Origin of the sequence: Marinomonas rhizomae, assembly GCF_024397855.1 — a bacterium.
In the GTDB taxonomy this organism is placed as follows: domain Bacteria; phylum Pseudomonadota; class Gammaproteobacteria; order Pseudomonadales; family Marinomonadaceae; genus Marinomonas; species Marinomonas rhizomae_A.
Genome location: NZ_CP073343.1, coordinates 1956138 through 1975093 on the forward strand (window position 1 = coordinate 1956138; position 18956 = coordinate 1975093).

Annotated in this window: 25 protein-coding genes; 16 read left to right on the forward strand and 9 right to left on the reverse strand. The window is 42.5% G+C overall.

Annotated elements, in window-relative coordinates:
* Positions 1 to 4 precede the first annotated feature (4 nt).
* From KDW99_RS09205 to KDW99_RS09235, 7 genes are all read right to left on the reverse strand, one after another.
* Complete coding sequence (locus KDW99_RS09205) at positions 5 to 274, reverse strand: HPr family phosphocarrier protein (RefSeq protein ID WP_255829005.1); 270 nt, start codon at positions 272 to 274, stop codon at positions 5 to 7.
* A gap of 9 nt (positions 275 to 283) precedes the next feature.
* Complete coding sequence (ptsN, locus tag KDW99_RS09210; protein ID WP_255829006.1) at positions 284 to 733, reverse strand: PTS IIA-like nitrogen regulatory protein PtsN; 450 nt, start codon at positions 731 to 733, stop codon at positions 284 to 286.
* Positions 734 to 750: 17 nt separating this feature from the next.
* Positions 751 to 2220, reverse strand: a complete 1470-nt coding sequence (locus KDW99_RS09215; protein WP_255829007.1) for an RNA polymerase factor sigma-54 — start codon at positions 2218 to 2220, stop codon at positions 751 to 753.
* A gap of 78 nt (positions 2221 to 2298) precedes the next feature.
* Positions 2299 to 3024, reverse strand: a complete 726-nt coding sequence (gene lptB / locus KDW99_RS09220; RefSeq protein ID WP_255829008.1) for an LPS export ABC transporter ATP-binding protein — start codon at positions 3022 to 3024, stop codon at positions 2299 to 2301.
* On the reverse strand, positions 3025 to 3552 hold the full coding sequence (gene lptA / locus KDW99_RS09225; protein ID WP_255829009.1) for a lipopolysaccharide transport periplasmic protein LptA: 528 nt from the start codon (positions 3550 to 3552) through the stop codon (positions 3025 to 3027).
* Positions 3536 to 4114 carry an LPS export ABC transporter periplasmic protein LptC gene (gene lptC, locus KDW99_RS09230; protein WP_255829010.1) on the reverse strand — a complete coding sequence of 193 codons (579 nt, stop codon included), beginning with the start codon at positions 4112 to 4114 and terminating at the stop codon, positions 3536 to 3538. The genes lptA and lptC overlap by 17 nt, the downstream gene beginning before the upstream one ends.
* Complete coding sequence (locus KDW99_RS09235; RefSeq protein ID WP_370646888.1) at positions 4114 to 5094, reverse strand: calcium/sodium antiporter; 981 nt, start codon at positions 5092 to 5094, stop codon at positions 4114 to 4116. The genes lptC and KDW99_RS09235 overlap by 1 nt, the downstream gene beginning before the upstream one ends.
* Before the next feature lie 145 nt (positions 5095 to 5239).
* Here KDW99_RS09235 and KDW99_RS09240 point away from each other — a divergent pair, with 145 nt between their 5' ends.
* From KDW99_RS09240 to KDW99_RS09280, 9 genes are all read left to right on the forward strand, one after another.
* Positions 5240 to 6040, forward strand: coding sequence for an ABC transporter ATP-binding protein (locus tag KDW99_RS09240; protein WP_370646889.1), 801 nt, complete (start codon positions 5240 to 5242; stop codon positions 6038 to 6040).
* Entirely contained in the window at positions 6037 to 6819 is a 783-nt protein-coding gene (mlaE, locus tag KDW99_RS09245; RefSeq protein ID WP_255829012.1) for a lipid asymmetry maintenance ABC transporter permease subunit MlaE, read from the forward strand. The genes KDW99_RS09240 and mlaE overlap by 4 nt, the downstream gene beginning before the upstream one ends.
* 1 nt (position 6820) lies before the next feature.
* A complete protein-coding gene (gene mlaD / locus KDW99_RS09250; RefSeq protein WP_255829013.1) occupies positions 6821 to 7285 on the forward strand; it encodes an outer membrane lipid asymmetry maintenance protein MlaD in 465 nt (154 codons plus the stop codon).
* Positions 7286 to 7287: 2 nt separating this feature from the next.
* Positions 7288 to 7905, forward strand: coding sequence for an MlaC/ttg2D family ABC transporter substrate-binding protein (locus tag KDW99_RS09255; protein ID WP_255829014.1), 618 nt, complete (start codon positions 7288 to 7290; stop codon positions 7903 to 7905).
* 220 nt (positions 7906 to 8125) lie between these two features.
* A complete protein-coding gene (locus KDW99_RS09260; protein ID WP_255829015.1) occupies positions 8126 to 8362 on the forward strand; it encodes a BolA family protein in 237 nt (78 codons plus the stop codon).
* 24 nt (positions 8363 to 8386) lie between these two features.
* On the forward strand, positions 8387 to 9649 hold the full coding sequence (gene murA / locus KDW99_RS09265; protein ID WP_255829016.1) for a UDP-N-acetylglucosamine 1-carboxyvinyltransferase: 1263 nt from the start codon (positions 8387 to 8389) through the stop codon (positions 9647 to 9649).
* 1 nt (position 9650) lies between these two features.
* Positions 9651 to 10295: an ATP phosphoribosyltransferase gene (hisG, locus tag KDW99_RS09270; protein WP_205114898.1), complete on the forward strand. Its 645-nt coding sequence runs from the start codon at positions 9651 to 9653 to the stop codon at positions 10293 to 10295.
* On the forward strand, positions 10296 to 11606 hold the full coding sequence (gene hisD / locus KDW99_RS09275) for a histidinol dehydrogenase (RefSeq protein ID WP_255829017.1): 1311 nt from the start codon (positions 10296 to 10298) through the stop codon (positions 11604 to 11606).
* On the forward strand, positions 11606 to 12157 hold the full coding sequence (locus tag KDW99_RS09280) for an SRPBCC family protein (protein ID WP_255829018.1): 552 nt from the start codon (positions 11606 to 11608) through the stop codon (positions 12155 to 12157). The genes hisD and KDW99_RS09280 overlap by 1 nt, the downstream gene beginning before the upstream one ends.
* Before the next feature lie 8 nt (positions 12158 to 12165).
* Here the strand turns inward: KDW99_RS09280 and KDW99_RS09285 are convergent, their stop codons facing one another.
* Positions 12166 to 13197 (reverse strand): S1C family serine protease, encoded by a 1032-nt coding sequence (locus tag KDW99_RS09285; RefSeq protein WP_255829019.1) that lies wholly within the window; start codon positions 13195 to 13197, stop codon positions 12166 to 12168.
* Positions 13198 to 13236: 39 nt separating this feature from the next.
* Here KDW99_RS09285 and KDW99_RS09290 point away from each other — a divergent pair, with 39 nt between their 5' ends.
* Positions 13237 to 13998, forward strand: coding sequence for a Nif3-like dinuclear metal center hexameric protein (locus tag KDW99_RS09290; RefSeq protein WP_255829020.1), 762 nt, complete (start codon positions 13237 to 13239; stop codon positions 13996 to 13998).
* Between the two features lie 88 nt (positions 13999 to 14086).
* Here the strand turns inward: KDW99_RS09290 and KDW99_RS09295 are convergent, their stop codons facing one another.
* Complete coding sequence (locus KDW99_RS09295; RefSeq protein ID WP_255829021.1) at positions 14087 to 14542, reverse strand: ZapG family protein; 456 nt, start codon at positions 14540 to 14542, stop codon at positions 14087 to 14089.
* A gap of 127 nt (positions 14543 to 14669) precedes the next feature.
* On the opposite strand from KDW99_RS09295, the gene zapE reads away from it, so the two are divergent.
* From zapE to KDW99_RS09325, 6 genes are all read left to right on the forward strand, one after another.
* The gene (gene zapE / locus KDW99_RS09300; protein WP_255829022.1) at positions 14670 to 15770 is read left to right on the forward strand and encodes a cell division protein ZapE; all 1101 of its coding nucleotides are present in this window, start codon (positions 14670 to 14672) and stop codon (positions 15768 to 15770) included.
* Positions 15771 to 15922: 152 nt separating this feature from the next.
* Positions 15923 to 16351 carry a 50S ribosomal protein L13 gene (gene rplM / locus KDW99_RS09305; RefSeq protein WP_255829023.1) on the forward strand — a complete coding sequence of 143 codons (429 nt, stop codon included), beginning with the start codon at positions 15923 to 15925 and terminating at the stop codon, positions 16349 to 16351.
* 14 nt (positions 16352 to 16365) lie between these two features.
* Positions 16366 to 16758, forward strand: a complete 393-nt coding sequence (gene rpsI / locus KDW99_RS09310) for a 30S ribosomal protein S9 (protein WP_255829024.1) — start codon at positions 16366 to 16368, stop codon at positions 16756 to 16758.
* 399 nt (positions 16759 to 17157) lie between these two features.
* On the forward strand, positions 17158 to 17790 hold the full coding sequence (locus KDW99_RS09315) for a glutathione S-transferase N-terminal domain-containing protein (RefSeq protein ID WP_255829025.1): 633 nt from the start codon (positions 17158 to 17160) through the stop codon (positions 17788 to 17790).
* 89 nt (positions 17791 to 17879) lie between these two features.
* The gene (locus KDW99_RS09320) at positions 17880 to 18257 is read left to right on the forward strand and encodes a ClpXP protease specificity-enhancing factor (RefSeq protein WP_255829026.1); all 378 of its coding nucleotides are present in this window, start codon (positions 17880 to 17882) and stop codon (positions 18255 to 18257) included.
* Positions 18258 to 18412: 155 nt separating this feature from the next.
* Positions 18413 to 18700 (forward strand): hypothetical protein, encoded by a 288-nt coding sequence (locus KDW99_RS09325; protein WP_255829027.1) that lies wholly within the window; start codon positions 18413 to 18415, stop codon positions 18698 to 18700.
* Positions 18701 to 18956: the final 256 nt, after the last annotated feature.

An 18956-nucleotide genomic window follows, 5' to 3' on the forward strand; every position in this document is an offset into this window, starting at 1 on the left:
TTCCTTACTCGTCTTCACCAAAACGATTGTTAATTAATTCTATCACCGCTTTAATTGCGTCGTTTTCATCTTCACCGTTGGTTTTGACACGAATTTCAGTGCCTTTGCCAGCGGCCAGCATCATCATGGCCATAATGCTTTTTCCATCAACATTGCGGCCTTCTTTTTCTATGGTGATGTCGCAAGAGAAACGAGAGGTTGTTTCAACCAGCTTGCCCGCTGCGCGAGCATGCAAGCCCAGTTTGTTTATGATTGTGACGGACTCTTCCTGCATGCTTATTTCCTATATTAATGAGTCAAATATATTGAATAGTTCTTCGCTGCTTTGTGCCGCACGTAATTTATCCAGTGATTCTGGAGATTGTGCTAACTCAGCGATTTGAGCCAATGTAGAAAGGTGTTGATCGCATTCTTGAGGTGGCACAATCAGCGCAAATATTAGGTCGACCGCTCGTTTATCGATAGAGTCAAAATCAATTGGAGTTTGCAGTGACATGACAACGATAGCTGTGTGGTTTGCCGACTCTAGACGACAATGCGGAATAGCAATGCCATTACCAATGCCTGTACTGCCTAGTTTTTCTCGGCCAAGTAGTGCGTCATAGATTTCTTCGTTGTTGCAATGAAGGCGGTTGGAAGCGACTTCAGCAAGGCTCTCAAGGACGCGTTTCTTACTAACAATGTCTTGTTTTGCGAGAACAAGTTCTGCTTTTAATAATGATTTCAAGGACATGATAAAATGGTATCCGTTTAGATCAGTCGTTTTCGTTCATTGGAAGGAGGGATGTTCATCGCCTCTCGATATTTGGCTACAGTACGTCGCGCAACCTGTATGCCTTGGTCTGCTAAAATAGCCGCTAGCTTGTTATCACTTAATGGCTTTTTCGCTGGTTCATCTGACACAAGCTTCTTAATCATAGCTCGTATTGCGGTAGAAGAACATTCTCCTCCAGAGGCGGTATTCACGTGGCTGGAGAAAAAATATTTAAGCTCAAAAATACCTTTTGGTGTGTGCATGTATTTTTGCGTCGTCACCCGTGAAATGGTTGACTCATGCATACCCACTTCTTCTGCAACATCATGAAGCACCATGGGTTTCATGGCTTCTTCACCGAGTTCGAAGAAATCAATTTGTCGACTTACAATGCAGCTGGCCACTTTCAATAATGTTTCGTTGCGGCTCTGCAAGCTCTTCATGAACCATTTTGCTTCTTGAAGAGAGGTTTTGATGTAAGTGGCGTCTTCTGTAGTTGCCGCTGTGCTCGCCATCGCAGAATAGGTTTCATTGATTTTGATTGGCGGTAGGGCGTCGTTGTTTAGCTCAACTTGCCATACACCATGACGCTTTTTCACTGAAACATCAGGAATGACGTAATCTGTATCATCTGCGTCGATCACTGAACCTGGGCGCGGGTTAAGCTGTTGAATCAAGTTGACGACTTCTTTTAGCGCTTCGTCTTTTAGTTTCGTTTTGCGGCTCAGTTGTGCGAAATCTCGATTACCTAATAGTGGTAGGTAATGGTCAATAAGGTTGTATGTGCTTTTATAAAGCGGATGACTCTGGAAGGCTTCTAATTGTACTAGAAGGCAGTCGCGTAGGTCGATTGAGCATACGCCAACAGGGTCGAAGCGTTGCAGTCTATGTTGCACAGCAATGACTTCTTCTATTTCTAGGTCTTCTAATTCGATGCCAAGGGACTCACAAATGTCATCGGTAGAAATGCTTAAGTAGCCATCAGGTTGAACGCATTCAATAATGGCATAAGCAATTTCAATGTCACGGTCTGACATGTGAGTTAAGTTCAATTGCCAAATTAGATGGTCTTGGATACTTTCAGCTGGAGCGTTGCGACTTTCGAAGTCTCCGTCACCTTCATAACTATTGTGATCACTGACAGCGGCAGAACTTTGATAGGTGTCATCCCAGTTACTATCGATAGATAGTTCTTCGGGGATGCTTTCAGTCCACTCTGATTCAACGCGTGCTTCTTCGTTGTTATCGACGGTTGTCTCAGGGGCACTTTTGGATTCTATGCTGGCTGGTATTTCGTTATGCAGTTGTTCGTCGTCGTCTAGCTCAAGCAGCGGGTTAGATTCAAGGAATTCGTGTATTTCTTGTTTTAAATCCAACGTAGAAAGCTGCAGCAAGCGAATAGCCTGTTGCAGTTGAGGCGTCATTGTCAGCTGTTGGCCGAGCTTTAATTGTAAAGACTGCTTCATAGAGCAACTCTTTCTTCTAATTGAATGAATTGGAATGAGTTGTGCATACTACTCCCTTTCTACAGCAATGATAAGGGGTTACAGACGGAAGTCGTCACCTAAATAGACCTTTTTGACTTGTTCATTGTTAATGACGGTATTGGCGTCACCGGATGCAATAATGTAACCATTGCCAACAATGTAAGCTTTGTCACAGATGTCTAGAGTCTCTCTGACATTATGGTCGGTAATTAGAACGCCGATTCCACTCTCTTGGAGGTGTTTAATAATGTGCTTTATATCTCCGACCGAAATCGGGTCTACGCCAGCAAAGGGTTCATCAAGTAAGATGAATTTTGGGTTCATCGCAACGGCTCTGGCTATTTCTACTCTGCGTCTTTCTCCGCCTGATAATGCCATGCCTAGGTTGGTGCGAATATGAGTAATGTGAAACTCTTCAAGAAGTTCTTCCAGTCGCTCATTTTGTTGTGTTTTTGTTAGTTCTTTGCGTGTTTCTAAGATGGCTAGAATGTTGTCTTCAACGGTCATCTTACGAAAAATTGATGCTTCTTGTGGAAGGTAGCCGATGCCTTTTTGCGCACGTGTATGCATAGCATCGCCAGTCACATCGACACCGTCAATAAAAACGCCACCCGCATCATTTGTCACCATGCCTACGATCATATAAAAACATGTTGTTTTGCCTGCGCCATTTGGGCCTAGTAACCCAACAGCTTCGCCAGATTCAACCGAGATAGATACATCCTTTACGACTTGGCGTTTTTTGTAGCTTTTTGCAAGGTGTTTTGCTTCTAATAGTGCCATCTATTTTTTCGTCTCAGGTGCTGGTTCGTTTTGTGGCGCTTGTGGTTGTAGTGTCATTGATACGCGCCCTGAATCTTTTTTCTCGGCACTGAAGGTGCCATCTTGGATCATATAGAGTATGTAGTCTGCCGTGATGGAGTTTTGCATTCGACTTAGGTAGCCATTCCCCATGATTTCTAGCTTTGATTCGCTGGTTAAATAACGAATTTCATTGCCTTTACTGATGACAATGTTCCCGCTCCAATCTACTTGCTGACTGAATTTTGCTGGACTGCCACTCGCTTCTAGGCTGTTGAATTTTCGTGTTTGAGGGTCTGTCGATACTTTAAGGTATTGTGCTTGTATCTCAATAGAGCCTTGTTTGACGAAAACGTTGCCTTTGTAAATTGCTTCACCCGAATTTTGATCGAATGACGCTTCGTTGGCTTGTATTTCTAATGGCTTATTAAGGTCATCAGGTAGGGCATATGCGTATTGGCCAATAAGGGCTGAAGTGAGCAACGCACCGATGTTAATGAATTGTTTCATATTTTCCTCGTACAGACCCTGTCATCACGACTTCTTCTGAATTTATATAGGTTGTGATTTCGCCAGCAGAGGTCTCTCCTTGTGTGGAGATGAGTGTCGCATTTCCATAGCTGGTTAATGATTTGTCATTGTCTAAGTAATGTATGTTATCTGCACTGAGCTTTATATCTTCCGACTGGAGGTATTTTTTAGTCGCTCTAGCATTTTCTGTTAATAGAATATCATTACTTCCATCTTCAATAACCCCTTTATCTGCTTTTGCGTTCCAATGACCTGATTTTGAGTAGCGTTCGACACTAGGGGTTTCTAAAAGTGTTCTGGATTTTGCAATGTAATGAAGGGTTTGTTCAGCATCCAGTGTTTCAATAAGTGTTCCGTCATTATCAAACTCTTTTACTTTGACCTTGGTGATGAAATAGTCAGGTGAGCTACTGAGTGAATCGGTTTCCACTAAGTATGCTTTTGGCGCTGTTCCATACCAGCCTATTACGGCGGCTATTAAAATAGCGGCCCCAATGATTAGTAGGCTTTTAGGTTGCGTGAGTTTCTTAAGGGAAAGCATTAAATCGAACCACTTGTACTGACAATAAATAAGTAAAGACCATAAGAGGCTATAAGTGGAATACCAACCCATCGTGGGATGCTGTTACCTGTTGTTTTCTTAAAGATGAAGATAGCCAAGGCGAGCGCAGCTGTTAGGCCTAATACCCAAGGGAAATCTCTGTGTATAACGCTTTGATCTACCAGTCCTGGTGCAATAAGAGCAGGTAGCGGTAATACTGTGGCCAAATTGAAGATGTTTGACCCCAAAATGTTACCAATTGCTATGTCATGATGGCCTTTTCTTACACTGCTTACTGATGCGGCCAGTTCAGGTAAGCTGGTGCCCACAGCAACAATCGTAAGGCCTATTACCAGCTCGCTGACACCAAGTGCTGTCGCAATACCAATTGCTCCCCATACCAGCAACTTAGAGCTTCCTATTAATACAGTGAGTCCGATTAGCGCAATAATCAGAGATTTCGTGACTGAGGTGCCATCGTCTTCAGGTAGGCCTTCTTTTAAATCTTTTTCTAAGTCTTTACTGCCTCTTAACAATATTGTCAGGATAATAATAAAGGCAGCAATTAGTATCACACCATCCCATACGCTAAGTGTCTGATCAAATAGCAAAAAGCCTGCTAAAAGTGTGATACCTAATACAAGAGGGACTTCTTTGGTAGATAAGCCAGAGGCTATTGGAATAGCCGAAAAAAGCAATGTGATACCAAAGACAAGGGCGATGTTGGCAATGTTAGAGCCAAGTACGTTACCCACGGCAATTTCAGGGGCATTATCAAGTGCTGCTATGGCTGAAACGACCATTTCTGGTGCGGACGTGCCAAAGGCAACCAGCGTTATCCCTATGATCATAGGGTTTACGTTGAGTTTTTCTGCCACAAGGGCAGAGTGCTCGATGAATTTGTCGGAGCTCATAACCAGTAAAACTAGCCCTACAATTAGGGCGATAGAAAACAATAGCATGGTATTGATATTACTCATTGATACAGGAGGTACCATTTAATGAGGTTTGACGTTTAAATTCAAGGCTTGATCTTACAAACAAAGTGTATTTGGCCGCTCTGTGATTTTATTTATCTAGGGGCGATGGTAGTATCGGTCGATATTCGATAGGGATTAAAAAGGTGTGTCAGTGGTAGATGCTTATATAACAGTCCAAGACGTTAGTTTTTTTAGGGGAGGGCGGGCAATTTACGAAAATGTATCCCTCACCATTCCTCGAGGTAAAATTACGGCAGTAATGGGGCCTAGTGGAACAGGTAAAACAACCTTGCTGCGTTTGATTGCCGCACAACTTGCACCTAATTCAGGCACTATTTTAGTTGATGGACAGGATGTTCACGCTTTATCACGGTCTGAACTTTATAGAGTGCGGAAAAAAATGGGGATGCTTTTTCAGAGTGGCGCTTTGTTTAGTGATATGTCTGTTGCTGAGAATATTGCTTTTCCCATGGAGGAACATACTAAGTTAGATGCTAAGGCAATAGCGGACATTGTTGCAAAGAAACTTCACAGTGTTGGTTTGCGGGGAGCCGCTAGTTTAATGCCATCTGAGTTATCGGGCGGTATGGCGAGACGTGTTGCATTGGCTAGGGCTATTGCTTTAGATCCTGAACTTGTCATGTACGATGAGCCTTTTACTGGGCAAGATCCTATTTCTAAAGGGGTGCTTGTGAAGCTAATACGTCAGCTGAATGATTCAGCAAATATGACGTCTGTGCTTGTCTCTCATGATGTTGAAGAATCACTTTCTATTGCTGATCACGTTTGTATTTTGGCTGGTGGGCGAGTTATTGCTGAAGGTTCTGCTGATGAAATCCGGGCTTCAAATGATCCTGAAGTGAAGCAGTTTCTAAACGGTGAGCCTGATGGGCCAGTTCCTTTCCATTATCCAGAAGAAGATATCTCCGCTAAGGTGGCACTATGAAAGCTATTGGGTTGTTAGGGGCGTCCTTGTTGGATTGGCTTGAGGCTGTTGGGCGAGCTGGGATCTTTTTGGTGCAAAGCATATTTAGATTGCCTGTGCGCTTTAAAGAGTCTGTGAATTTGCTGGTGAAACAGCTTTATTCTGTTGGGGTATTGTCACTCGTAATTATCATTGTTTCGGGTGCATTTATTGGTATGGTGCTGTCGCTGCAAGGTTACAGTATTTTGGCTAAATTTGGGTCTGAAGAGGCGGTGGGGCAATTACTGGCGCTTTCGCTGTTGAGAGAGTTGTCACCCGTTGTCACGGCGCTGCTTTTTGCTGGACGCGCAGGTTCGTCGTTGACGGCTGAAATAGGCTTGATGAAGGCGACCGAGCAATTGTCTAGTTTTGAGATGATGGGTGTTGATCCGCTAAGACGAGTCATTGCGCCTCGTTTCATTGCTGGCGTCATTTGTCTGCCGATCTTAAGTCTAATTTTTTCTGCTTCGGGGATTCTTGGTGGACATCTTGTATCGGTCGAATGGTTGGGTGTTTATGATGGCGCATTTTGGTCATCCATGCAGCAGTCTGTGTATTTCGATACCGATATCGTTAATGGTTTGATTAAGGCGTTGTGTTTTTCAGTGGTTGTAACTTGGATTGCCGTTTATCAAGGCTATGAATGTGTTCCCACTTCTGAAGGAATCGGTAAAGCAACCACTCGTACGGTGGTGCTGGGTTCATTGGCTATTTTGGCTTTAGATTTTGTATTAACCGCTGCTATGTTTGGGGATTTTTAGGATGAGAAGTAAACGTTCAGAATTATTGGTCGGATGTTTTATCGTGTTGGGCGTCGCTGCTCTTGTTTATTTGGCTGTACAGGTGAGTGGGCTGGCTTTTTCTAGCAAAAAGGATACTTATCAAGTCGTAGCTAGGTTTGATGATATTGCAGGTCTAACAAGTCGAGCTAAGGTTTCTATTGCGGGTGTGGCTGTGGGTAATGTTGAATCCATCACCTTTGATAAAGAGCTGTATATGGCTTTAGTAACAATGAATATTGATTCAGATGTTAATAATATTCCTACTGATAGCTCTATTGCGGTTTTAACTAGTGGTCTATTGGGTGAAAAATACTTAGGTATTTCTATTGGTGCCGATGATGAGGTGCTGAAAAATGGTAGCGAAATTTACGATACTCAGTCTGCTTTGGTTTTAGAGACTTTGATCAGTCAGTTTTTGTTTAAATCTGGCGATTCGGAGAAGTAGTTATGACTAAGATTTTATCTGGTGTTTTTTTTGTTTTTGCTTTACTCGGTTCAAGTTTAACTTGGTCAAATGAGGAAGGGGCAAGAGATACTGTTGTTAAAGTGGTAGAGGCTTTTCGTAATGATATTGTTGCGGATAAAGCGGTGCTGGCTAAAGATCCTGCTCTATTAGAAGAGCGAGTTAACAGTATTTTGACTGGTGTGGTTGATTTTGATGATTTTTCCAAAAAAGTAATGGGGAAATATTATCGAAGAGCGTCGCCTGAACAACGTGCTCGTTTTGCCAACGTTACTAAGGATACACTGTTAAAAACTTACGGTACGTCTTTGCTAGAGCTTGATGCTGATCGCATTAATGTCTTACCTCTAGGTCCTCAGGGAAGGGGGAGAGAAACAAAAGTTGATGTGGATTTCCAAATGGAAGCAGGTGGGATGTTAAATATCAGTTTTTATATGGAAGAAACCAAGGCTGGTAATTGGATGTTGAGCAATGTGGTGATTAATAATATCAACTTTGGCTTAACTTTCCGTAAGCAATTTGGCGTCATGATGCAGCAAAACAAAAATGACATAGAGTTGGCGATTTCTGCTTGGCGAGAGTCTTTGGCTAAGAAGTCTTAACTGAGTAAGATCTGTATTTTGTGAATAATAAAATCCGAACTCATTTTATGAGTTCGGATTTTTTATTTTTGGTAGTGAGTGGTAGTGAGTATTGTCAGTCTTGAATAAAATCTTGGAAAACAAGTGGTTTTTTATTCAGAGTTGGGCTTAGAGGTGTTAAGTAGTTGGCTGTACTCATGTAGAATAAAGCAATCAAGAATTTTTATCTTTTGGAGCGACTGTGAACGCAGGTGAAGTTAAAGCACTTTTAGAATCCTCTATCAACAACTGCGAAGTGGTTGCTAAAGGAGAAGGTTGTAATTTTCAAGTAGTTGTAGTGACAAGCGAATTTGAGGGTCTGTCGACAGTTAAGAGACAGCAGCTTGTCTACTCGCATCTTCAAGAAGCTATTTCCAGTGGCGCGATTCATGCCGTTACAATGAAAACCTACACGCCCGAACAATTAAGCAAGCTATAAAAGCGATTATAAGAGATTAAACATATGGATAAGCTTCTGATTACCGGTGGTACTCGGCTTAATGGCGTTGTTCGTGCTTCTGGCGCGAAAAATGCTGCGTTGCCTATTTTAGCGGCAACTTTGTTAACAAAAGAATTGATCACAATTAAGAATTTACCTCATCTACATGACATTACCACCATGCTTGAACTGCTTGGCTCTATGGGTTGTGGTGTTGTGGTTGACGAAAAGATGAGCGTTCAGTTAGACGTGTCGACGCTTAATAACTGTGAAGCACCTTATGACCTTGTTAAAACCATGCGAGCTTCTATTTTGGTGCTTGGCCCATTGGTAAGTCATTTTGGTAAAGCGGTTGTGTCTCTTCCTGGTGGGTGTGCTATTGGTAGCCGTCCAGTGGATTTGCATTTACGTGGTTTGGAAGCCATGGGTGCGACAATCTCTGTGGAAGGTGGCGATATCGTTGCCAGTGTTGATGGTCGCCTTAAAGGTGCGCGTATCTTCTTTGACAAGGTAACGGTTACTGGCACTGAAAACTTGCTAATGGCGGCAACTTTGGCGGACGGTCAAACCATTTTAGAAAATGCAGCGCGTGAACCAGAAGTGGTTGATTTGGCTGAGTGTCTTATTGCTATGGGCGCTAAAATTACCGGGCATGGCACTGATACTATTGTTGTTGATGGCGTTGAAACATTGCATGGTACAAGCTACCCAGTTATGCCTGATCGTATTGAAACGGGTACTTTCTTGGTTGCTGCTGCCATTACTGGCGGAAAAGTACGCGTGATTGATACCAACGTTAAATCACTTGAAGCTGTTTTGTCTAAGCTGGAAGAAGCTGGGGCAAAGGTAACTTGTGGTGAAGACTGGATTGAAGTCGATATGGAAGGACGTCGTCCAGAGGCTGTTAATATTAGTACAGCACCATATCCTGCATTCCCAACCGATATGCAAGCCCAGTTTGTTGCTTTGAACTCGGTTGCAAATGGTGTTGGCCGAGTGATTGAAAATATCTTTGAAAACCGCTTTATGCATGTTGATGAAATGCTTCGCATGGGCGCAGATATTGAAGTGAATGGTAATACTGCAATCGTTCGTGGTTGTGAGCGTTTGAAGGGTGCGCCAGTCATGGCGACAGATTTACGAGCTTCAGCAAGTTTAGTGCTTTCTGCTCTAGTAGCAGACGGTGATACAAAGATTGATCGCATTTACCATATTGACCGTGGTTATGAGTGTATTGAAGAAAAATTCGGTTCATTGGGTGCGAAAATTTCACGGGTCTTAAATTAATATGAGTAAAACATTAACGATTGCGCTGTCGAAAGGGCGCATCCTTGGTGAAACTTTACCGCTTTTAGAAAAAGCGAATATAGTTCCAGTTGAAGATATTAGTAAAAGCCGAAAATTAATATTTGATACCAATCATGAGCACATCAAGCTAGTTATCTTGCGTGCGACTGACGTTCCTACTTATGTTGATCATGGTGTGGCTGACTTTGGTGTTGCTGGTAAAGATGTATTGATGGAAGCATCAACAAAAAATCTTTACGAGCTGCTGGACCTTAAAATTGCGAAATGTCGTTTGATGACGGCTGGCGTTGTTGGCCAGCCTTTGCCGAATAGGCGTTTGAAAGTGGCTTCGAAGTTTATTAAAACGGCGAAAGCGTATTTTGCTGAGCAAGGTGTTCAGGCGGATGTGGTTAAGCTATATGGCGCGATGGAATTGGCGCCTATTATGGGCTTGGCCGATCTTATTGTGGATATCGTTGATACTGGGAATACGCTAAAGGCAAATGGTCTTGAGGCTCGTGAGTTGATTGCACCAATCAGTACGCGCTTGGTAGTAAATAAAGCCGCTTATAAAACTAAATACTCTGAAATAGAGCCTATCTTAGAAATGATAAGACGCGCGGTTGAAGATAACGAGGGTAAGTAATTGAACCTGAATATTCGAGAATTTTCTTCTAGCTCTGATGGCTTTCGCACTGAGTTAGATGCTTTGCTTGCATGGGACTCAGTGTCTGATGCGGGCGTACAAAAGGCCGTCGCTGATATTGTTGAGCAAATTCGCCTTAACGGTGATGCTGCAGTCATTGAATTTACAAACCGATTTGACCGTCGACAAGTTACTTCTTCTAAAGAGCTTGAGATCTCTCGTGAAGAGTTGGCTTTGGCGAAAGGCCGAGTTAGCGCGGAGCTGGTTGCTAGTTTAGAGGCGGCTGCAAAGCGTGTACATGATTATCATGAACGTCAAAAACAGCCTTCTTGGCAATATCAAGAAAATGACGGCACAGTGCTTGGTCAAAAAGTTACGCCTTTGGATCGTGTTGGTGTTTATGTGCCAGGTGGTAAAGCGGCTTACCCTTCATCGGTATTAATGAATGTAATGCCTGCTAAAGTGGCCGGTGTTGGCGAAATTATCATGGTTGTTCCAACTCCTGATGGTTTGGTTAACGATATCGTTTTGGCTGCCGCTTACATTGCTGGCGTTGATCGTGTGTTCACTATTGGTGGTGCTCAGGCTGTTGCTGCTTTGGCTTATGGCACAGAGTCCATTCCAAAAGTCGATAAGATTGTCGGTCCTGGTAATATTTACGTAGCGACTGCTAAGAAGATGGTGTTCGGTGTTGTCGGTATCGATATGATTGCTGGGCCTTCTGAGATTCTAGTTGTGTGTGATGGTAAGACCGATCCAGATTGGATTGCCATGGATTTATTTTCCCAAGCAGAACACGATGAGGATGCTCAGTCTATTTTGATCTCTCCTGATTTGGCGTTTATTAAAGATGTCAAAGCTTCGATGGAACGCTTGGTTGAGACGCAAAGTCGAAAAGATATTATTAAAGCTTCGTTAGAGGGGCGTGGGGCCTTTATCCATGTTGAAAATATGGATGAAGCTATGGATATCGCGAACATCGTGGCTGCTGAGCATCTTGAGTTGTCAATTGATGAGCCTGAAAAGTGGGCGGAAAAGATCCGTCATGCTGGTGCGATTTTTATGGGGCGTCATACGCCAGAGGCATTGGGTGATTATTGTGCTGGGCCAAATCATGTTTTGCCTACGTCTGGTACGGCTAGATTTTCCTCTCCTTTGGGGGTCTATGATTTCCAAAAGCGTAGTTCATTAATTTACTGTTCCCCAGAAGGAGCAAGTGAGTTAGCGAAGATTGCGGCACCTTTGGCTCGTGGAGAGTCTTTAGAGGCGCATGCAATGTCGGCAGAATATCGTATTCTGAAGGGGTCTTGATGGCGAGTCAGTCATCGCATCCAGCTGCTCTTTATAAGTTGCGAAAGGTAACGCGCATTTCTGCAATCGTTATCTTGTTTTTGGTTGTCGTTGGTTTTTTCATGCCGACAGACTATCGTGTGGAGCGTAGTGTAACGATTAACGCTTCTCGCGATCAGGTTTATCAGGATATGCTGCAAGGCGATCGTTTGCCAAATTGGATGTTTATTCAGGATGGTAAAGTTGCTACATCAGAAGGTGTTTTGAATAAGGGCGATTCCGTTGCTTTGTTTTACGACAAAACCGCCGAACAGGGCGTTTTGTCGGTGATTGAGTCGTCCGAAGATGTTGTGCGTTTTGATGTGCGTCCTAAGCCGAAGGTCAATCTTGTTCATAATCAAATTGAATTGCAGGAAGTCAATGGCGGCACTTTGGTTAAATGGACGATCGACGGTAGTCTTAGTGCGGGTTTGTTGAGTCCTTACCTTGCTATGTTTGCAAATGATATTGCAGGCAGTAATTTTGAACGCAGTTTGCAGAAACTGAAAGAACTGGTAGAGCTCCAGCGCTAACATTTTCTTTAATAGGTTATGCGCTGCATTGTGGGTTGCTTTTCTAGCATGACATTTGTCTGATAGGATTGCTGCCCACGAATACCTACCAATGAAATGCGTGTCCCAGGTTTTAACGAAGCTATTAGATGTCTTATTTGAAATGGGTCTTCGCTGGGTGTGTTGTTAATTTCAAGTATTATATCTCCTACTTCTATTCCTGCTTTTTCCGCCGGACTTTCTTTTGTTATGTCGCTTACCAGTAGTCCATGATTTGAAGGTAAGAGTAAATTTTTTGCTAGCGATTGTGTGATTTTTTGCGCATCCATTCCTAGATAGCCTCGTACGACTTCACCATGTTTTATTATATCGCTCATGACATCCAGGGCATCATCAATGGGAGTGGCGAAGCCTATTCCTTGAGAGCCACCAGTGCTTGAGTATATGGCAGAACTAATGCCAATGAGTTCACCTTTTAGATTAACTAAAGCGCCACCGGAATTGCCTGGGTTTATAGCAGCGTCGGTCTGTAGGAAATTTTCGTAAGTATTCAATCCTATGCTGTTGCGACCTTTTGCACTAATGATGCCGGCTGTCACTGTTTGTCCTATTCCAAATGGGTTGCCTATGGCTAGGATTTTGTCGCCAACGGAAACTTTGTCACTGTTGCCCATTTTTATATTGGGGAGGTTCAGTAGATCTATTTTTAAAACAGCGAGATCGGTGGATGGGTCTGAGCCGATGAGTTTTGCTTCAACACGCCTATCATCATGAAGGGCGATAACAATACTTTGTGCATTTTGAATAACGTGATGATTGGTGAGGATGAAGCCATCTTCTGTTGCTATGACGCCGGAACCGAGGTTAATGCTGTGTTTTGCTTTGCTCGAGTCGTTCAGACCTTTTTGTTGAATGACCTGAGTGTAAATATTAACAACCGACGGTGTGGCTATTTTCACAGATGTTGAGTAGCTGGAGTCGGCCACCTTTTGCTTCTCTTGTATAAGTAGTACAGCTAGACCTATACAAGTGCCTGCTAGAATGGAGATAATGATGGGCATCCAGTAGTATTTTTTATTCATAAAGTATAAGGAGTTGTTTTGCTACGCAGTGAATTTGAGTTATTGCTTAATAAGACATTGAGTCCAAGTCGATTTAAGGATTATGCGCCCAATGGTTTACAGGTGGAAGGAAAAAAAGAGATTAACCGTGTTGTAACGGGCGTAACTGCGAGTCAGGCGTTAATTGACGCTGCTATTGAATATAAAGCAGACGCTATCTTTGTTCATCATGGCTATTTTTGGAAAAATGAAGATCCCCGCATTGTTGGTATGAAGTATCGACGTATTGCTGCTTTGATTAAGAATGACATTAATTTGTATGGATACCACTTGCCGTTGGATGCGCATCCAACTCTGGGTAATAATGCGGGATTGGCTGACGCCTTGGGGCTTTTGAATCGATCGGGTTTGCAGGTCGGTGTCCCCATTGAGGAGTCAATCGGTGTCGTTGGGGAGTTAAGTAAGCCAGTATCCTCCAGCGAGTTTCAAAAAATGGTCGAGACGGCCGTGGATCGCAACGTACTGTTTGAAAGTGTTAACGATCAACCGATTCAGCGTGTGGCGTTATGCACTGGTGGTGCGCAAGGTTATATAGAGCAAGCTGTAGCCGTTGGAGCGGATGTGTTTATTACTGGTGAGGTTTCAGAGCAAACCATTCATATTGCCCGCGAGATGGGGATTCACTTTGTTGCGGCAGGTCATCATGCTACTGAGCGTTTTGGAGCGAGATCTGTAGCAGCGTATCTTGCAGATGAGTGTGGCTTGGATGCGGTATTTATTGATGTGGATAATCCTGCTTAGCGCAGGTGATTGCAGATGTGTAAAAAAAACGGGCTTTTAAAAGCCCGTTTTTTTGTTTTCTTTTTAGTTTGTATTGATGCTATTGGTATTAGATAGTGCGCTTGGGCTCAATATCCATGTTTTTATCATTAAACCCAAATGTCTCACTGAGCATGCCTGGCTCTTTGTCTTTTTTCAAAGCGTAATCTCTTGGTGGCTCGAAAGATGAAGATTCCTCTGTGTCTGGAGTGTTAGCGGCTACTCCGCTTCTTTCAATTTTAACGTTGCTTAACTGGCTTGCGTTATCAGCCAGTGCGTTTCTAAGGTCAGCTAAACGTTTTTCTGCAGATGCTAGATGTTCGTTGCTGTCGGTGAAGAAGTTGTCAATGATCACTTGTTTATTATCAAGTTCTTGTTGCAGAGACTTCATGGTGATGATGTTGGAGCTGGTGTTTACTTTCTTGCTGTTATTTTTTGCGTTGTAGCTTTTAAGAGCAAGTGTTGCGACACAGCCAATAATAATGCCGGTAATAAAGATGATAATGTTGAATTCTTCCAAGTTCATGACTTTCTCCAAAAAACAGATAACACATTATAGCGAAACAGCCTCTACGATAACAGCTTGATAGGTGTTGTTTAAGATGCAATTTGTTAGAATATACGTAATTTACTAATTTAACGAAAGAGCGGCGATGACACCCATTACACGTTACAAGCAAGATTTAACTAGAGCTGACTTTAATTATGATCCAGCGCAGGAGGAGGCTGTTGAGGCGCTTCAGGATTTATTTGACCGATTGGTTGCTAATCAAGCTGATAAACCCTCAGGCGGCCTTCTTGGGCGTTTTCTAAAAAAGAAGGCACCGACTGTTGAGCAGGGTTTGTATTTTTGGGGTGGAGTAGGTCGAGGTAAGACCTATTTGATGGATACTTTTTTTGACTGCTTACCGACAGAAAAGAAAATGCGTCTGCATTTTCATCGTTTTATGCAGATGGTGCATCAAGAGCTTCGTAAGTTGCATGATGTTAAAAATCCATTAGAGATTGTTGGAAAGCAAATTTCATCTAAAGCGCAAGTGTTGTGCTTTGATGAGTTTTTTGTGACAGATATTACTGATGCCATGATTTTGGCGGGGCTACTTGACGTGTTGTTTGAAAACGGCACAACTTTAGTAGCGACTTCTAATATAGAGCCAGACGGTTTGTATAAGAATGGTTTGCAGCGTGCGCGTTTCTTGCCCGCTATTGATCTCGTCAAGAAACACACTAAAGTGATGAATGTAGATGGTGGTGTAGATTACCGATTACGCACATTGAAACAAGCTAAGCTTTATCACTTTCCGTTAAATGATGAAGCAGATGAAGCTTTGGATGAACGTTTTAAGAGTCTCATCTCAGACGCCTCTCATATTGTTGAGGGTGGTGCGGCAGAAATTGAAGGTCGAGATATTCCTTTGATTCGAAGCTGTGAAGGTCTTGCTTGGTTTGATATTAAGGCATTGTGTGATGGGCCAAGAAGTCAGGTCGATTACATTGAGTTGGCTCGCCTTTACAGTACGGTAATTATTTCTAATTTACCTCAAATGGATGCGTCGCGTGATGATTTAGCGAGACGTTTTATTAACTTGGTGGATGAGTTTTATGATCGTCATGTTAAGGTGATTTTCTCTGCTGAAGTGGCTATTCCAGATATCTACACTGGTACGCGATTGGCCTTTGAATACGATCGTACCGTGAGCCGATTGTTAGAGATGCAATCTGAAGAGTATTTGTCTTTAGAGCACCGTCCTTAAGAGTATTTTGACTTTCATATTTTGTTAGGTTGATATATACTTCGCTCGCCTTTTTAAAGGTAAGTGTACGTTGATCGAAAGCTTTGCTTTCTGCCAACCAATAATAATAGGTATAGCGTGTCATTGAACACGCATATTGATAGGGTTTTTTCATGAAAACTTTTACAGCTAAACCTGCTGAAGTTCGCCGCGACTGGTTCGTGGTTGATGCTGAAGGCAAAACTCTAGGTCGCTTGGCTACTGAAATTGCTCGCCGTCTTCGCGGTAAGCATAAAGCGGAATTCACTCCTCATGTTGACACTGGTGATTACATCGTTGTTATCAATGCTGAGAAAGTTCACGTTACAGGTAACAAAGCAGCTGCTAAACAATACTACCGCCATACTGGTTACCCAGGCGGCTTGCGTTCTATGAATTTCGAGAAGTTGATTGATCACGCTCCTGAGCGCGTTCTTGAAATCGCCGTAAAAGGTATGTTGCCAAAAGGTCCTTTGGGCCGTGCAATGCACAAGAAAATGAAAGTGTACGCTGGTACTGAGCATCCACATGCTGCTCAACAGCCTCAAGCCCTTAACATTTAATACGGAAGATCATTATGTCAGCTACTCAATACTACGGTACAGGTCGTCGTAAAACGTCTACCGCTCGTGTGTTCCTTAAAGCGGGTTCTGGTAACCTAGTTATCAATAACCGTACTCTTTCTCAGTACTTCGGTCGTGAAACGGCTCAAATGGTTGTTCGTCAGCCTCTTGAACTTGTTAACGCTACTGAAAAATTTGACGTTTACATCACTGTTAAAGGTGGTGGTATCTCTGGTCAAGCTGGTGCGATCCGTCACGGTATCACACGCGCATTGATGCAATACGATGAGACTCTACGTCGTACTCTACGTTCTGCAGGATTCGTTACACGCGACTCTCGTGAAGTTGAACGTAAGAAAGTTGGTCTACGCAAAGCACGTCGTCGTCCTCAGTTCTCTAAGCGTTAATTTTCGCTTTGGAATTATTATCAAAACGCTTGGTGTTTTCGCCAAGCGTTTTTTTTGCTTGAAATAAAGCAGGTTGTAGAATTCTTGCAACAAAATGATTTTTCTAAGAAAAATTGTTTAGAAATAATGTTACAATAGATGAACTCTGAAATTCATGGTTTAGAGTTGTGTTTTTAGTTTACTGCGTATTGCTTGATAGTTGGGTTTGAAGGTTTTTTCTGTATAGACCGCCAAGCGATAAGTTAAAGCCTTGTTTGATGAAAGGTACGTAAGTAAATATTCCATGAACGATTTTCTGTGTTGGCGATATCGTGTAATATTTTTGTTACTTCGTCATCATAATATAGTTTGTCCCCTCCTTTGAAGGGGATGTAGATATTTTCAATATAGGGGTTAGACATGGGTGTTATTGCAAAGCGCTCCTCAATGACGTTCTTCTCTGATGGAGAAGATCATTACAGCCATCGAGTTCGTATTGTATTGGCTGAGAAAGCCGTCACAGTGGACATCATAGATGTAGACCCGTTTAATAAGCCAGACGAGTTGGCGGATGTTAATCCATATAATGAACTACCAGCGTTAGTCGATCGTGACTTGGTTCTTTATGAGCCAAATGTGATGATGGAATATTTGGATGAGCGTTTTCCACATCCACCGTTGCTGCCTGTATATCCTGTTGCTCGTGCTGAAAGCCGTTTGTTTATGTATCGTATTCAGCGTGACTGGGCGAAGCTAGTTGACTTGATTCTTACAAGTAAAGACAAAGAAGCTGTAGCTAAAGCGCAGAAAGAATTGCGTGAAGGTTTATTGAATGTTGCGCCAATTTTCGAAGAAAAACCTTATTTCATGAGCGATGAGTTTACTATCGTAGATTGTTGTTTGGCTCCGATCTTGTGGCGTTTGCCTGCTTTAGGTGTAGAGATTCCTAAAGATCAAGCAAGAGCGTTATACAAATATATGGATCTTGTCTTTGCTCGTGAGTCTTTCCAAGAAAGTCTTTCCGAAGCAGAACAAGAAATGCGTTTAGACTAAGCTGAGGCTTTATCTCGGTTTGGTTAAGTAGTAAAAGAGGAGCTTATAGCTCCTTTTTTTTACAAAATATTTATTGGGTAGGAGATAAAATGTTACCGAAGAGATCTTATTTATTAAATGCGGCTTATTCTTGGGTTGCTGATAATGATATGACACCTTATTTGTTGGTTGATGCTGAGCAGAAAGATGTCGTGGTGCCTACCGAATTCGTTAAAGATGGTCAGATAGTATTAAACATTGGTATGACTGCTGTCCGTCATTTGATCATGGATAAAGAGGCGGTTTCATTTGAGGCGCGTTTCAGTGGTCGGCCCATGCAGGTTTATGTTCCTATGCGATCGGCCCTTGCTTTGTACGCAAAAGAGAATGGTGATGGTTTTGTGTTTCCGGATGAGGAGTTTCTTGATGAGCCCACTCCGACGCCACCAGAGCCTAAAAAAGGTTTCCAACTAAAAGTTGTGAAATAATATAGTTTATTTGTTGCTCAATGGGAATTGGCTTCAGAAGATAGCTAGAGTAATCTTGAAAGTTTTGTTTTTTGAATTGCTAGCGCGTACTCAAAGCAAGCTTTACAAGAGGTTCATGGTTTTGACGTTTGCTTGATCAAAATATGGAAAGCGCGATGGCTTTCTTTAGTGCTGGTAAAGAAAATGAAATGAAAAAACTGACATCCGTTGGTGGTGAGCCAATCTCTGTGAAACTTGAGTGGTATGCAGATGTGAATACTTGCCCAGAGACAGAAGCTAAAAAGGATGACCCTAAGTTTGATGCCAAAGACCCTGTTAACTCTTTGAAAGACATGGTAGGTAGTTTCTTTTCTGATCAAGCAGAAAAAGGTGCCAAAAAATGGATGGGGATGGAAGACGGTAAGCCGATTATTTCTTATATCCGCGAAGTGAAAGCCCGCTAATATGTCTGGTGAACATACCAGCCGTTTTGAGGTTCCAAAAGACTTCAAATTAAAGGATCGTCAATAAATTCGACACCCCACTAGGCTGATTTAGCCTGTGGGGTATTTTGTTCTCTATAGTATTCCTGTCAGCTCATTTCTTTTTAAGCTGAAAAAGCTTAAAATTCAGCAAATTATATAACCATATGCGTTGACTGTAGTATGGTTAAACAATCAAACGCTGTGCTACACAGCCTCAATAATCATCAGATTGGAT

Excerpts from the sequence above, each read along its gene's own strand:
- KDW99_RS09205 (WP_255829005.1), bottom strand. The coding sequence starts at position 274 with ATGCAGGAAGAGTCCGTCACAATCATAAACAAACTGGGCTTGCATGCT.
- KDW99_RS09315 (WP_255829025.1), top strand. The coding sequence starts at position 17,158 with ATGGGTGTTATTGCAAAGCGCTCCTCAATGACGTTCTTCTCTGATGGA.
- KDW99_RS09255 (WP_255829014.1), top strand. The coding sequence starts at position 7,288 with ATGACTAAGATTTTATCTGGTGTTTTTTTTGTTTTTGCTTTACTCGGT.
- KDW99_RS09280 (WP_255829018.1), top strand. The coding sequence starts at position 11,606 with ATGGCGAGTCAGTCATCGCATCCAGCTGCTCTTTATAAGTTGCGAAAG.
- lptA (WP_255829009.1), bottom strand. The coding sequence starts at position 3,552 with ATGAAACAATTCATTAACATCGGTGCGTTGCTCACTTCAGCCCTTATT.
- zapE (WP_255829022.1), top strand. The coding sequence starts at position 14,670 with ATGACACCCATTACACGTTACAAGCAAGATTTAACTAGAGCTGACTTT.
- KDW99_RS09325 (WP_255829027.1), top strand. The coding sequence starts at position 18,413 with ATGGCTTTCTTTAGTGCTGGTAAAGAAAATGAAATGAAAAAACTGACA.
- KDW99_RS09295 (WP_255829021.1), bottom strand. The coding sequence starts at position 14,542 with ATGAACTTGGAAGAATTCAACATTATCATCTTTATTACCGGCATTATT.
- hisG (WP_205114898.1), top strand. The coding sequence starts at position 9,651 with ATGAGTAAAACATTAACGATTGCGCTGTCGAAAGGGCGCATCCTTGGT.
- lptC (WP_255829010.1), bottom strand. The coding sequence starts at position 4,114 with ATGCTTTCCCTTAAGAAACTCACGCAACCTAAAAGCCTACTAATCATT.
- mlaD (WP_255829013.1), top strand. The coding sequence starts at position 6,821 with ATGAGAAGTAAACGTTCAGAATTATTGGTCGGATGTTTTATCGTGTTG.
- lptB (WP_255829008.1), bottom strand. The coding sequence starts at position 3,024 with ATGGCACTATTAGAAGCAAAACACCTTGCAAAAAGCTACAAAAAACGC.
- rplM (WP_255829023.1), top strand. The coding sequence starts at position 15,923 with ATGAAAACTTTTACAGCTAAACCTGCTGAAGTTCGCCGCGACTGGTTC.
- KDW99_RS09235 (WP_370646888.1), bottom strand. The coding sequence starts at position 5,094 with ATGAGTAATATCAATACCATGCTATTGTTTTCTATCGCCCTAATTGTA.
- ptsN (WP_255829006.1), bottom strand. The coding sequence starts at position 733 with ATGTCCTTGAAATCATTATTAAAAGCAGAACTTGTTCTCGCAAAACAA.
- murA (WP_255829016.1), top strand. The coding sequence starts at position 8,387 with ATGGATAAGCTTCTGATTACCGGTGGTACTCGGCTTAATGGCGTTGTT.
- KDW99_RS09215 (WP_255829007.1), bottom strand. The coding sequence starts at position 2,220 with ATGAAGCAGTCTTTACAATTAAAGCTCGGCCAACAGCTGACAATGACG.
- KDW99_RS09285 (WP_255829019.1), bottom strand. The coding sequence starts at position 13,197 with ATGCCCATCATTATCTCCATTCTAGCAGGCACTTGTATAGGTCTAGCT.
- KDW99_RS09320 (WP_255829026.1), top strand. The coding sequence starts at position 17,880 with ATGTTACCGAAGAGATCTTATTTATTAAATGCGGCTTATTCTTGGGTT.
- rpsI (WP_255829024.1), top strand. The coding sequence starts at position 16,366 with ATGTCAGCTACTCAATACTACGGTACAGGTCGTCGTAAAACGTCTACC.
- mlaE (WP_255829012.1), top strand. The coding sequence starts at position 6,037 with ATGAAAGCTATTGGGTTGTTAGGGGCGTCCTTGTTGGATTGGCTTGAG.